Genomic DNA, 13188 nt, shown 5'->3' with positions numbered 1-13188 from the left:
GTGGTCGTGTGAGCGAGGTTCATGACCAGAAGAACGCGCTGGAGGTCCGGGGACTCACCCGGGCTTTTGGCGTGCGCAAGGCGCTTGACGGGGTCGACCTCGACCTCCCGGAGCGCGCCTTCCTCTCGGTCTTCGGCCCCAACGGCGCCGGCAAGACCACGCTCATCAAGGTGCTCACCACGCTGCTCAATCCGACGAACGGCACGGCGCAGGTCCTAGGGATGGACGTCGTCAGCGATGCCGTCGAACTGCGCACGCACATCGGGCTGATCAGCCATAACCCGTTGCTGTATCCGGACCTTACCGCCGAGGAGAACCTGCTGTTCTTCGCCGACATGTACGGCGTGGAACAGCCGGAGGCGCGCGTTGCCGAGCTCCTGGAGGCCGTGGAGCTGGACCACCGCAAGCTCGACCTCACGCGGACGTTCTCGCGCGGCATGCTGCAGCGTCTCTCGATCGCGCGCGCGTTGCTCCACCGGCCTGAGGTGCTCTTCCTGGACGAGCCGTACTCGGGCCTCGACCCGCACGCCATGGACATCCTCGACGGTCTCATCGCGCAGATCCGCGGCAACCACACGTTCGTCATGATCAGTCACGACCTCGACAAGGGCCTGGAGCTCTGCAGCCACGCGCTGATCCTGGCGAAGGGTCGTGTCGTGATGTTCGAACGGCGCGAGGACATCGATGACGCCGCGTTCCGGCAGACCTACCGTTCCACCGTTGGAATGGGGGTCTCGTAGATGGCCGGACTCTCCGGACGGCAGTTGCGGGCGATGCTCCGGAAGGACATCGTCATGGAGCTCCGCACCAAGGAGATGATCATGTCGATGGGCCTCTACGCCCTGCTCACGATGGTCGTCTACTTCGTGGCGCTGTCGCAGGCGGGCTCGAGCTTCGATCCGCGTGACATCGCCGCCGGACTGCTCTGGCTCGCCTTCATCTTCACATCGATGCTCGGACTCAACCGCTCACTGGTCCACGAGAAGGATCAGGGGTGCCTCGAGGCGCTCCTGCTCTCGCCCGTGGACCGCCCGGTGATCTTCTTCGCCAAGGCAGGCGGCAACCTCATCTTCCTGCTGGCGGTCGAACTGCTGACGCTGCCGGTGTTCGGCTTCCTGTTCCTGCAGGGTGAGCAGATGGATGCGTCCTCGCTCGCCTTGCTGCCACTGATCCTGCTGGCGGGTTCGGTGGGCATCTCCGGCGTGGGTACGCTCCTGGCCACGATGTCGGTCAACACATCGGGCAAGGACTTCGTTCTCGCGATGCTGTTCATCCCGTTGATGTATCCGCTGCTGCTCGGGGCGGTCATCGCCACCGGAGGCGCGATCGTGGGCGGGGCCGAGGGTGTGGGGGTGTTCTGGACCGGCATGGGGTGGGTCGTAGGATACGACGTGATCATGCTCCTCGCATCGTACGGTCTGTATGAGTTCATCGTCGGCGCATGAGCGTCGGCGCGTCTTCGATAGGAGGCTGACCATACCGTGAAGTCCCTCACGACGAGAGCGATGATCGCGCTCGTGCTTGGAGGCGTGCTGACCCTCGGCGCGTTCCTTGGCGCGTTCTTCTGGGCCGGTGTGCCCGATTTCGGCTTCGTGAGAACGGCCGAGCAGGTTGATTCGGTCCGGTACAAGGGGCCGTTCGAGCAGACGATCGACGAAGCGAGGTACCTCGGCAACTACGTGGGATATCGCGTCGAAGTGGTGGGGGACGGCGGCCAGACGTTCAGGGGCGAGCTCACCTCCGCCGACGAAGACTCCCTGACGCTGGATACAGACTCGGGGACGGTCACGGTCGTCGCTGCCACATTCGAGACGGCCACGGTCTTCGGCTCGGAGTACGGCCGTCCCGATTGGGGTCAGAAGATCTTCTACTTCCACGTCCCGGTGGCCGAGATCTCGTTCATCGTGTTCGCCTTCGCCGCGTTCTACGCGGTCCGGTTCCTCATGACACGGAACCGCGAGTACGACACCAAGGGGCGTGTCTCGATGGAGGTCACGTTGGTGTTCGTGGGCCTCACGATGGCCACCGGCATCCTGTGGACCAAGGCGGCATGGGGCGTGTGGTGGGACTGGGAGCCGCGGCTCACCACCTACTTCATCCTCACGTTGCTCGTGGTCGCGTACTTCGTGCTGCGCAACTCGGTCGAGGATGAGGAGCGCCGGGCGGTGTACGGGGCGGTGTTCTCGATCCTGGCGTTCATCGACGTGCCGATCTCGTTCTTCATCACCCGGCTGATCCCGTCGAACCATCCCGTCATCGAACGCGGCGGGCTCGAGGGGCCGATGCTGATCTCGTTCATCGTCGCCCAGATCGGGATGATCGCGCTCGGTTACGCCATCTACCAGCTGCGGATGGGTGAAGTGCAGCTGCGTGACCGTATCGAACAGGCCAAGACCCTGCTGGAGAGGTGATCGCTGTGAATCCCACGCTCGAAGAGGTCTACTCGCTCGTTCTGACCCAGTGGCCGCTCGTGGCCGGCGCCTACGCCCTTCTGTGGGCGGGGATGGTCGTGTACGTGGGCATGGCGCTCAAGCGCCTCGGCGCCCTCTCGCGGCAGCTCGAGGTGCTTGAGGCCGCAGTGGCCCGTCGTTCCGGCAACGAGTGATGGCACCGGCACCGCGCATCACTGAGGAGGCACCGTGCTCGAGGTAGCGTTCGTCGCATTCTGGCTGGCAATGGCGTTCTATGTGGCCGCGACCGTGCTCTACGGTTATCAGGTGGTCACCAGACGTGCCGTGCTGTCGTGGTACGCGACCTTCGCAACGGGCGCGGGCTTCCTTCTGCACACCGCATCCATCGGACTTCGTTCGTCGGCCACCGATGGCACGGAGCTCACCGGCGCCAACGTGCTCGTGCTGATGGCATGGGCGCTGGTGCTCGTCTACTTCCTGGTCGAGCATCTGATGAAGGTGAAGACGTACGGGGCGCTCCTGGTGCCTGCCGCGCTGGTGATGATGCTCATCGCGCAGGTGCTCGGCGTGAGCAGGGGCGTGCTTGCCGACGTGACGCCCGAGCAGGCGGTGTTGCTCGACAACTGGCGGGTCGGGATCCACGTCGCCCTCATCTCGTTCGCCAACGCCGGATATGCGATCGGCGCCGCCGCCTCTCTGATGTACGTGCTGATGGAGCGGCAACTCAAGGCGCGCAAGGCCACGAAGCTGTTCAGCCGTCTGCCCTCGCTCGCCCAGACCGAGCGCGTTGCCTGGCGCTCCGTCCTGTGGGCGTTCCCCCTGTACTCGGCGGGCCTGATACTCGGCGTCCTGCGGGCGATCGAGACCGATGTGAGCCTGTGGTGGGCCGACATCCGTGTGGTCCTCTCGGGGCTCGTGTGGCTCGTGTTCGCCGCCTACCTCGTCCTCCGCTGGCGCCATGGATGGCAGGGCCGGCGCGGCGCGTATCTCCTGCTCGCGGGCTTCGTGCTCGTCGTCGTTCTCGCCGTGGTGGCTCGCACGATCCCGGCCGGCTTCCACGTGTTCGGGCTGTGACGGGAGGATAGTGTCGTACTGGGCTGACAAGAACGTCCTTGTGACCGGCGCCTCCAGCGGGCTTGGTCTTGCGACCGCGGAGTTCGTGGCCGCCGCCGGCGCTCACGTGGCGTTGGTGGCGCGCGACGAGGTTCGCCTGGAGGCCGCCCGCGAGGCGGTGAGCGCCCGGTGCGCCACCGGCTCCCAGCGCGTGCTGTCGTATGCGTGCGACGTCTCGGACCGCTCCGCTGTCGACGATGTCGTGGGCCGTGTGACCGCCGAACTGGGTCCGGTCGACGTGCTGGCCGCGTGCGCCGGCTTCTGCGAGCCCCGGAGGTTCGTCGAGACCCCCGTCGAGGAGTTCCAGCGACACCTGGATGTGAACCTGCTCGGCAGCGTGTACGCGGCCAAGGCCGTCGTACCGTCGATGATCGAGCGGGGGAGCGGCCACATCGGGCTGGTGTCGTCGATGGGCGGGTTGGTGGGCGTGTACGGCTACTCGGCGTATAGCGCGGCAAAGTTCGGCGTGACCGGACTGGCCGAGGTGCTACGGAGCGAGCTCAGGCCGCACGGCGTGGGAGTCACGCTGCTGTGCCCACCCAACATGGACACTCCTGGCTACGCGCGGGAGGTGGCCACGGAGCCCCGCGAGACGGCCGCCATCAACGGGATCGCCAAGACCATCGACCCGTCGGAGGTCGCCCGGCAGTTCGTGCGCGACATCGAGCGCGGCAGGTTCCTTGTGCTTCACGGGATGTCGAATCGGCTTCTCTACCGCATCGAGGGCGTCTGGCCGGAGCTCTTCTACCGGCTCTTCGACGGCAAGGTCGCCGCAGCGAGGCGTGAGGGGGTGCGCTCCGATGCAGCGCACTAGCCAGACACGCCCGATGGCGCCCGCAGTCTGCACTACCCGGATCACGTTCAGGCATGCGCAGGTGGTGCGTACGGTTCACCACATCGCCCCCGCCGGGCCTGCTTGCCTGAACAACAACGCACCGCACCGGCGGGGGCGTCCCAGCCCACGAACGTGCGCACAGCGCACGAGACCATCCGCCCACAGTCCGTCAATGGAGGCGATCCGCTCCTGATGCACTTCGTACTCGTTGGCCTCAGCCACAAGACAGCGCCCGTCGTCGTGAGGGAGCGGCTCACCTTCCCTGCCGACGCGCAGGAGAGCTCGCTCGCGACGCTCACGGGCATCGAGGAGATCCGCGAGGCGGTGATCCTGTCCACCTGCAACCGCACGGAGGTCTACGCGGTGGCGTCGGACACCGACATCGGGGTCGACTCGGTCATCGACTTCCTCGCCGACCACTGCGACGCCGACCGCCACGAGCTTGCGCGCTACCTCTACATCGAGACCGGTGAGGCCGTGGTGCGCCACCTGTTCAGGGTCGTGGCGTCGCTTGATTCGATGGTTGTGGGCGAGGCCCAGATCCTCGGCCAGGCCAAGTCCGCCTACGAGCACGCGCTCGGGGCCGGAGCCACCGCCAGGGTGCTCAACAAGCTGTTCCGTCAGAGCTTCGAAGTGGGCAAGCGGGTACGCACGGAGACCGCGATCGGTGAATCGGCCGTGTCGATCAGCTATGCGGCGGTCGAGCTCGCCAAGAAGGTGTTCGACACGCTCGACGGTCGCACGGTGCTGGTGCTCGGCGCCGGCGAGATGAGCGAGCTCACGGTGCGGCATCTGGTGTCCAACGGCGTGACCGGCGTGCTGGTGGCCAACCGCACGTTCGAGCGGGCGCAGGACATGGCATCGCGCTTCTGCGGCACGGCCGTGCCGTTCGAGCAGTTCTACGACAGCATGCATGACGCGGACATCGTGATCTCGTCCACGGCGGCCACCGATCACGTGATCACCAAAGCGGCTCTTGCACCCTCGGCGAAACATCGCGCGCAACCGCTGTTCCTGATCGACATCGCGGTGCCGCGGGACATCGACCCTGCGGTGAACGACCTCCCCAACGTCTTCCTGTACGACATCGACGACCTCTCCGGCGTGGTGGAAGCGAACCTCGAAGAGCGCATGGCCGAGGCGCGGCGCGCCGAAGCCATCATCGACGAGGAGATGGCGGCGTTCTTCACCTGGGTGGAGTCGATGGAGGTCGTGCCCACGGTCACGGCGATCCGGGCCAAGGCCGAGGTCATCCGGAAGATGGAGCTCGAGAAGGCGCTCAAGAGGCTGGACCTCACCGACAAGGAGCGCAAGACCGTGGAGGCGCTCACGTGCGCGATCGTGAACAAGATGCTCCACGGGCCCACGGCCCGGCTCAAGAAGGTGTCGTCGGATAAGGACGGCTACATGTACGTGGAGGCGGCCCGGATGTTGTACGGGCTGGAGGATTCTGAAGACAAGCATGGTCCCGGCGCATTCCGCAACCTGCTCAACCTTCGTGCGCGCGAGATCGTAGAGAAGCAGAAAGAGACAGGGGAGGGTATCGGCGACTGTGGAGCGTAGAAAGCTGGTCATCGGCACGCGCGGGAGCAAACTCGCGCTGTGGCAGTCGGAGTACATCAAGGCGAAGCTTGAGGAGGTCACCGGGCTTCCGGTGAGCCTGAAGGTCATCAAGACCACGGGCGACAAGATCCTCGACGTGCCGCTTGCGAAAGTCGGCGGCAAGGGTCTCTTCACCAAGGAGCTCGAGGTCGAACTGCTGGCTGGCACCGTGGACCTGTGCGTGCATTCCATGAAGGACGTGCCCACCGAGCTGCCCGACGGGTGCGTCATCGCGGCCATGCCGGAGCGGGTGGACCCGCGCGACGTGATCGTCTCGGGCGCGGGCTATGACGTCACCACGCTGCCGCAGGGGGCGAAACTCGGCACCTCGAGCCTGCGCCGCCGCTCGCAGGTGGTGCACCTCCGGCCCGACCTGGAGATCGTGGATGTGCGCGGCAATCTCGACACCCGGATGCGCAAGGCCGAGGACGGCGTGGTGGATGCGGTGATACTCGCCGCAGCGGGCATCACGCGCATGGGTTGGGGAGACCGCATCACAAGCTACGTGCCGGTCACCCAGATGGTGCCGGCCGTGGGCCAGGGCGCCATCGGCATCGAGATCCGCGAGGACGACGAGTTCATGCTCCATGCGCTGGAGCGCATCGGCCATCCGGAGACCATGGAGTGCGTCACTGCCGAGCGGGTGGTCATGCGCAAGCTCGAGGGCGGATGCCAGGTCCCGATCGGCGCGTACGCGCGCTACGAAGAGGGCACCCTCACGATGGACGCGATGGTGGGCTCGGTGGACGGCGAGCGCATCATCCGGCACCAGATGTGCGGCGACGCGGGCGAGCCGGAGGCGCTCGGCGAGGCGATGGTGGAGGTCCTGCGGTCGCTCGGCGCGGATGAGATACTCGCCGAGATCCGCGAAGTGGCTCCCGACGGCTCGCTCGACTCGCTCCTCGGCACGTGACCGGAGGCCGGTGAGACCATGGGCGCACTGACGGGAAAGCGCGTGGTGGTCACGCGGGCACGCGAGCAGGCGGGTACGCTCGGGGCCCTGCTCGAGGCTGCCGGCGCCGAGCCGCTCGTGTTCCCGTCGATCCAGATCGTCGAACCGCCCGATGTGGGTCCCTTGGATACGGCGATCAAGGGTCTGGACGTGTACTCCTGGGTCGTGTTCACCTCGAGAAACGCGGTTGGGCGCTTCTTCTCCCGCATGGCGCTTGCCGACAAGGACGCGCGGCATCTGTACGGCGTGCGCGTGGCGGCGGTGGGCCCGGCAACGGCGCGTGCGCTCCAGCGCCACGGTGTGGTCGCCGACTTCGTGCCGGCCAAGCATGTGGGTGAAGGCGTGCTCGAGGGGCTGTGCGAACGCGGGGTGGGAGAGGGCACTCGGGTGCTGCTTCCTCGGGCGCTCGAAGCTCGCGAGGTGTTGCCCGACGGGCTGCGCGAGCGCGGCGTGCGGGTGGACGTGGTGCCGGCCTACCAGACGGTGACCGGCCCGGGCGACCCGGCGGTGCTCGAGCGGCTACGCGCAGGGGAGGCCGACGCGGTGACGTTCACGTCTCCGTCCACGGTAAGAGGGTTCCTCGAGCTCACCGCAGGACTCGACCTGTCCGATCTCGTGGTAGCGGTCATCGGCCCGATCGCCGCGAGAGAGGCGCGCTCGGTAGGGCTGCGCGTGGACGTGGAGCCTGCCGAGTACACCACACCGGCGCTCGTGGCGGCGCTGGAGGAGTACTACGGGTGAGAGCGTGACGCGCCGCCGCGAAGAGTGCGGCGGTGCGATTGACAAAGCGAGCATGGCTCGGCATTGTATACATCTGCGTTCGGCCCCGATGGGGTCGGCCGCAGAAGATGGGGATGTAGCTCAGCTGGGAGAGCGCCGCGTTCGCAACGCGGAGGTCGGCGGTTCGAGCCCGCTCATCTCCACCAGACATACCATGCCGGGGCGTCCGCGATCATGCGGCGCCCCGGTCGTTTAGGACAGGGTTTCCAAGCGGGAGGAAGTGATCGCACGTGACCACCGCAACGGGCTTCGTAGGTTGGTTCGCGCAGTACGGACAGATGATGTACGTGTTCGTGCAGATGGCGTTCTGGGTCGTCCTCGCCGGTGCAGCGGTAGTGGCGGTGCGCCGCTACTCCGACTACGTGAAGCACATGACCGGCGAGAGTCGTTCGGCCGAGGACATCGTCCGCGACAGCCTGCAGGCTGAGTTCATGGCCGCCGTCCGTCAGGGCTCGCCGAAGCAGGGCGAACCGCAGGCCGCCGCGGACGAAGAGCCCACAGGCGCCGAGTAGCGCCACCGCGAACACGATCAGCAGATCAAGGAGGCAGAGAATGGAGTTCCCAATCTATCGCCCACGACGCATGCGCCGCACGGAGACGCTGCGCGCGATGGTGCGTGAGACGTCATTGGACGCGAACGATCTGATCTATCCGATCTTCGTGGAGTTCGGCTCCGGCGTTCGCCGCGAGGTCTCGTCGATGCCCGGCGTGTTCAACGTCTCCCTCGACCAGTTGCCCGCCGAGGTCGACGAGCTGAAGGCTCTCGGCATCCCGGCGGTCATCCTGTTCGGGATCCCCGATACGAAGGACGAGGCCGGCAGCGGCGCCTATGCCGAAGAGGGGATCGTGCAGCAGGCGATCCGCACGATCAAGGCGCACGACCCCGGGTTCACCGTGATCACCGACGTGTGCATGTGCGAGTACACGAGCCACGGCCACTGCGGCATCCTCGACGACCAGGGCTGCGTTCTGAACGACGTGACGCTCGAGATGCTCGCACAGGCCGCGGTGAGCCATGCCGAGGCCGGCGCCGACATGGTGGCGCCCAGCGACATGATGGACGGCCGTGTGGGCGCGATCCGCGCGGCGCTCGATGCCGAGGGCTTCGAGAACGTGCCGATCATGGCCTACTCGGCCAAGTACTCGAGCGGCTACTACGGCCCGTTCCGCGATGCGGCCGACAGCGCCCCGTCGTTCGGCGACCGCCGTGCGTACCAGATGGATCCCGCCAATGGCGATGAGGCGCTCCGTGAGACGGCGCTCGACATCGCCGAGGGTGCCGACATCGTGATGGTGAAGCCGGCGCTCGCATACCTCGACGTGGTGCGTCGGGTGAAGGACGAGTTCGGCTATCCCACCTGCGCGTACAACGTGAGCGGCGAGTACGCGATGGTGAAGGCCGCCGCGCGCAACGGCTGGATCGATGAGAAGCGCGTCGTGCTCGAGACGCTCACCAGCATGCGGAGGGCCGGTGCCGACATGATCATCACGTACCACGCCAAGGACGCGGCGCGGTGGCTGAAGGAAGGCGAGTAGATGGCGGAGAACGTAGGCAATGCGGATACGCGAGCTGATATCGAGTTGGAGCAGACGCTTGCCGATGCCGGCGCCGGGTGCGGCGAGGTGGGTGTGGGCATCCCGCTGACGGCCTCTGCCGAGGAGGCCGGAAAGCCCTCCTCGCTGGCTTCGCCGCCTTCGGCGGCTGCAGAGGCTTCGTCGGACTTCCCGGCCTCCCCGGCGCGGCACCCCGGCGGGCACCCTGCGGGGATCCCCATGGACCGCCAGCGCCACGGCGGCGCGCGCTCGGTGGGCTTCAGGCCCGGCGGCGGTCCGCAGGCGCTCGCGTACGAGGAGCGCACGGGCATCAAGGCGCCGCGCATCATCGCCTGGGAGATCACGCGCAGCTGCAACCTGAGCTGCGCACACTGCCGCGCGGCGGCGGAGTTCGGGGCATACGAGGGCGAGCTGTCGCTGGACGAGATCAAGGCGACGATCGACGACATCGTCACGATCTCCAACCCGATCGTGATCCTCACCGGCGGCGAGCCGCTGATGCGGCCCGACATCTGGGAGATCGTGGACTACCTGCACGAGAAGGGCGCGATGCCGGTCATCGGCACCAACGCCACGCTCATCACCGAGGACATCGCGGCCAAGATGGCCGAGCACAGGATCCCGCGTATCTCGGTCTCCATCGACTTCCCCACGGCCGAGGAGCATGACGCGTTCCGCGGCGAGCCGGGGGCGTTCGACGCGTCCATACGCGGCATCAAGATGGCCAAGGCGCACGGCGTGGGCGTGCAGATCAACATGACGGTCACGACGCTCAACCACACCAAGGTGGCCGACGTTCACGATCTCGCCGAGGAGCTCGGCATCGACGCGTTCCACATCTTCATGCTGGTGCCCACGGGTCGGGGGAGCGACATGCTCGACAAGGAGCTTCCGCCCGAGGAGTACGAGCGCGTGCTCACCTGGGCGTACCACCGACAGAAGACGAGCCCGCTCCACTTCAAGCCCACCGATTCGCCGCACTACTACCGGATCATCCGGCAGCTTGCCAAGGCCGAGGGCAAGAAGGTCACCCGCGAGGAGTACGGTCTCGACGCGATGACCCGCGGTTGCCTCGGCGGCATCACGTTCTGCTTCATCAGCCACGTGGGCGACATCCAGCCATGCGGCTACTTCGACATGCAGCTCGGCAACGTGAAAGAGCAGCCGTTCTCGCAGATCTGGACCGAGTCGAAGGTCTTCAACGAGCTCCGGGATTACTCGCTACTCAAGGGCAAGTGCGGCGCGTGCGAGTACAAGGCCGTCTGCGGCGGATGCCGCGCCCGGGCCCTCGAGGTCACCGGCGACTACCTCGCGTCAGAGCCGTACTGCATCTACGAGCCGCCCGGCTGGGATCCGGATGCTGGCGAGGATGGCTCCACACCTGCACAGTAAGGACGTACACGGGTCGCATGTCGGCCCCGGAGGTTCTCATGCATCACCAGCTGGACACAGAAGCCCGGCAACTCCGAGCCGTGCTCGGGGACGGGTTTCCCGTCACGCTCCGTCCGTTCGCGGATCTGGGCGCACGCATCGGGATGACCGGCGAAGAGGTGCTCGCCGTCATCAGGTCGATGCGCGATGCGCGCGCGATACGGCGCGTGGGCGCTACGCTGGCGCCGGCTGCGCTCGGCTACAAGGCGAGCCTGTGTGCCGTCGCAGTATCCGAGGAGCGGGTCGATGACGTGATCTCGCTGTTGGCCGACGTGCCGAACGTGACGCATGCGTTCGAGATGGACGATCGCTACCGGCTCTGGTTCGTGCTCTCCGCGCCGTCGGCCGCGCGGCTGGAGATCGCCGAGAGCGAACTGGCGGCGCGGTTGGGCGCCGCCGACCGCTTCCGGGTACTCCGGAGCGAGGAGTATCGCGTGACGGCGTCGTTCGACGCCGACGGCGCCCCGGAGCCCGAGCGGCTTGACGTGCCGCCGGTCGAGCCGCTCGACGACGACCACCGGGCGTTGGTGCGTCTTCTCCAGGGCGACCTGCCGCTGGTGGAGCGTCCGTTCTCGCGGATGGCTGCCACGCTCGCCGATTGCGGCTACGACGCTGACGAGCAGCAGGTCCTGCGGGATGTGCAGGAGCTCGTGAACGCCGGGGTGGTCCGGGGATTCTCGGCCACCGTTCGTGAGCGCACGGAGCCCTGGCGCATAGCGCTCACCGTGTGGGTGAACCCGCACGACGCCGGTGAGGCAGGAGCGCTCATCTCCGCCTTCCCGGAAGTCCTGCACTGCTTCGACCGCAGGGTGCCCGGTAGCGGCAGGGCGATCGTGGCGATCGTGGAGACGCCCGACCGGACCGCTCTCGACCGCACCGTCCAGCGTATCCGCAGCGCCGCCAACCTGGACGCGCCCCGGATCGCGTATCCGTTGCGGGAGCTGAAGCGCGCGTCGATGCGGTTCTTCTCCGAAGGGGACTGACTCGCGGAGCCGATGCCGTAGGCCTCTCGCTCGCTGTCCTCGGCGCACGGACCGCGCCTGCGGAGGCTTCGCTCGAGACCTCGGCATCTGTCCGCTTCGCTGGCTGATATACTGGCGCTTCGACCGTCAACCACTCCTCAGGGGGTATCGCACACATGCAGCACGCACACTCCTCGGATCTGTTCGTTCGCGCCCAGAAGACGATCCCGGGCGGTGTGAACTCGCCTGTTCGCGCGTTCCGGAGCGTGGGCACCGATCCGATCTTCTACGACCGCGCGAAGGGCTCGCGCGTGTGGGACGCCGACGGCAACGAGTACATCGACTTCGTGGCCTCGTGGGGCCCGATGATCCTTGGCCATGCGCCGGACGTGGTGCTCGACCAGGTGCGTGAGCAGCTCGATCGCGGTACCAGCTATGGCGCGCCCGCCGAGGTTGAGGTGCTCGCTGCGGAAGCCGTGGTGGAGGCCGTGCCGTCGATCGAGATGGTGCGGATGGTCTCCTCTGGCACCGAGGCCACCATGAGCGCGATCCGGCTCGCCCGCGGCTACACCGGCCGAGAGAAGTTCATCAAGTTCGACGGCAACTATCACGGCCACTCCGACTCGCTCCTGGTGGCGGCGGGCAGCGGTCTGCTCACGCTCAACATCCCCGGCACGCCGGGCGTCACGCAGGGCGCTGTGGCCGACACGATCGTACTGCCGTACAACGACATCCACGCTGTCCGCGAGGCGCTCGAGGCGTATCCGGAGCAGATCGCCGCGATCATCGTGGAGCCCGTGGCCGGCAACATGGGCGTGGTGCCCCCGGCCGGCGGCTTCCTCGAGGGGCTGCGCGAGCTCTGCACCGCGCACGGCGCGCTGCTCATCTTCGACGAGGTGATCACCGGTTTCCGCGTGGCCCGCGGCGGGGCGCAGGAGCGCTATGGCGTCATGCCGGACCTTACGACGCTCGGCAAGATCATCGGCGGCGGTTTCCCGGTAGGCGCCTTCGGCGGGAAGCGCGAGATCATGGAGCACCTCGCGCCCATCGGCCCCGTCTATCAGGCGGGAACGCTCTCGGGCAACCCGATCGCGATGGTTGCCGGTCTCGCGCTCATGGCCGAGCTGGCCAAGCCCGGGGTGTATGACGAGCTGGAGCGCAAGGGCGCGCGGCTCGAGGCCGGGCTTCGCGCAGCAGTCGAGGCGGCGGGCATCGACGCGTTCCTCACGCGTGTGGGGGCCATGGCGACGATGTTCTTCACCGCCGAGCAGGTCCGCGACTGGAAGACGGCGTCCACGAGCGACACGGACCGCTATGCAGCGTACTTCCGCGGCATGATGGAGCGCGGCATCGTACTCGCTCCGAGCCAGTTCGAAGCCACGTTCGTGGGCCTCGCGCACAGCGACGACGATATCGATGCGATGACGTCAGCGGCGGCCGAGGTGCTCGCGGGGCTGTAACGCATGGCGTACTCGCACAGGCTGGAAGGGTCGCCTTCAGGCGGCCCTTCTCTCTTGCAGTCCGCGCCGCGTGGTGTAGGCTAGTGGG

The 13188-nt window shown here is 67.1% G+C and carries 13 protein-coding genes, 1 tRNA gene and 1 pseudogene; all 15 read left to right on the top strand.

Annotation, left to right across the window (positions count from 1 at the left end; translation table 11 throughout):
- The first annotated feature begins 8 nt into the window (after positions 1-8).
- The 15 genes and pseudogenes from MSB02_RS04205 (at position 9) to hemL (ending at position 13100) form a co-directional block, all read left to right on the top strand.
- Positions 9-740: an ABC transporter ATP-binding protein gene (locus tag MSB02_RS04205; protein WP_267193949.1), complete on the top strand. Its 732-nt coding sequence runs from the start codon at positions 9-11 to the stop codon at positions 738-740.
- On the top strand, positions 741-1445 hold the full coding sequence (locus MSB02_RS04200) for a heme exporter protein CcmB (protein ID WP_267193948.1): 705 nt from the start codon (positions 741-743) through the stop codon (positions 1443-1445).
- Positions 1446-1481: 36 nt separating this feature from the next.
- Positions 1482-2411 carry a cytochrome c biogenesis protein CcsA gene (ccsA, locus tag MSB02_RS04195; protein ID WP_267193947.1) on the top strand — a complete coding sequence of 310 codons (930 nt, stop codon included), beginning with the start codon at positions 1482-1484 and terminating at the stop codon, positions 2409-2411.
- A 5-nt stretch (positions 2412-2416) separates the two neighbouring features.
- A complete protein-coding gene (locus tag MSB02_RS04190) occupies positions 2417-2605 on the top strand; it encodes a hypothetical protein (RefSeq protein WP_267193946.1) in 189 nt (62 codons plus the stop codon).
- Positions 2606-2639: 34 nt separating this feature from the next.
- Complete coding sequence (locus MSB02_RS04185) at positions 2640-3485, top strand: cytochrome C assembly family protein (RefSeq protein ID WP_267193945.1); 846 nt, start codon at positions 2640-2642, stop codon at positions 3483-3485.
- A gap of 10 nt (positions 3486-3495) precedes the next feature.
- Positions 3496-4338 (top strand): SDR family oxidoreductase, encoded by an 843-nt coding sequence (locus MSB02_RS04180; RefSeq protein ID WP_267193944.1) that lies wholly within the window; start codon positions 3496-3498, stop codon positions 4336-4338.
- Positions 4339-4551: 213 nt separating this feature from the next.
- Positions 4552-5820, top strand: a pseudogene (gene hemA / locus MSB02_RS04175) (glutamyl-tRNA reductase); the annotation flags it as partial.
- A gap of 91 nt (positions 5821-5911) precedes the next feature.
- Complete coding sequence (hemC, locus tag MSB02_RS04170) at positions 5912-6874, top strand: hydroxymethylbilane synthase (RefSeq protein ID WP_267193943.1); 963 nt, start codon at positions 5912-5914, stop codon at positions 6872-6874.
- Positions 6875-6892: 18 nt separating this feature from the next.
- Complete coding sequence (locus tag MSB02_RS04165; RefSeq protein ID WP_267193942.1) at positions 6893-7654, top strand: uroporphyrinogen-III synthase; 762 nt, start codon at positions 6893-6895, stop codon at positions 7652-7654.
- A 109-nt stretch (positions 7655-7763) separates the two neighbouring features.
- Positions 7764-7839 (top strand) — tRNA-Ala (locus MSB02_RS04160).
- A gap of 84 nt (positions 7840-7923) precedes the next feature.
- Positions 7924-8205 (top strand): hypothetical protein, encoded by a 282-nt coding sequence (locus MSB02_RS04155; protein ID WP_267193941.1) that lies wholly within the window; start codon positions 7924-7926, stop codon positions 8203-8205.
- Between the two features lie 40 nt (positions 8206-8245).
- Positions 8246-9229 carry a porphobilinogen synthase gene (hemB, locus tag MSB02_RS04150; protein WP_267193940.1) on the top strand — a complete coding sequence of 328 codons (984 nt, stop codon included), beginning with the start codon at positions 8246-8248 and terminating at the stop codon, positions 9227-9229.
- Entirely contained in the window at positions 9230-10639 is a 1410-nt protein-coding gene (locus MSB02_RS04145; protein ID WP_267193939.1) for a radical SAM/SPASM domain-containing protein, read from the top strand.
- 38 nt (positions 10640-10677) lie between these two features.
- A complete protein-coding gene (locus MSB02_RS04140; protein WP_267193938.1) occupies positions 10678-11661 on the top strand; it encodes an Lrp/AsnC family transcriptional regulator in 984 nt (327 codons plus the stop codon).
- Between the two features lie 155 nt (positions 11662-11816).
- Positions 11817-13100, top strand: a complete 1284-nt coding sequence (gene hemL / locus MSB02_RS04135) for a glutamate-1-semialdehyde 2,1-aminomutase (RefSeq protein WP_267193937.1) — start codon at positions 11817-11819, stop codon at positions 13098-13100.
- Positions 13101-13188: the final 88 nt, after the last annotated feature.

The organism is Anaerosoma tenue, from assembly GCF_023161965.1.
Taxonomy (GTDB): domain Bacteria; phylum Actinomycetota; class Coriobacteriia; order Anaerosomatales; family Anaerosomataceae; genus Anaerosoma; species Anaerosoma tenue.
This window is presented reverse-complemented; position numbering and strand designations above follow the sequence as displayed.

Excerpts from the sequence above, each read along its gene's own strand:
- MSB02_RS04200 (WP_267193948.1), top strand. The coding sequence starts at position 741 with ATGGCCGGACTCTCCGGACGGCAGTTGCGGGCGATGCTCCGGAAGGAC.
- MSB02_RS04165 (WP_267193942.1), top strand. The coding sequence starts at position 6,893 with ATGGGCGCACTGACGGGAAAGCGCGTGGTGGTCACGCGGGCACGCGAG.
- hemB (WP_267193940.1), top strand. The coding sequence starts at position 8,246 with ATGGAGTTCCCAATCTATCGCCCACGACGCATGCGCCGCACGGAGACG.
- MSB02_RS04145 (WP_267193939.1), top strand. The coding sequence starts at position 9,230 with ATGGCGGAGAACGTAGGCAATGCGGATACGCGAGCTGATATCGAGTTG.
- MSB02_RS04140 (WP_267193938.1), top strand. The coding sequence starts at position 10,678 with ATGCATCACCAGCTGGACACAGAAGCCCGGCAACTCCGAGCCGTGCTC.
- hemL (WP_267193937.1), top strand. The coding sequence starts at position 11,817 with ATGCAGCACGCACACTCCTCGGATCTGTTCGTTCGCGCCCAGAAGACG.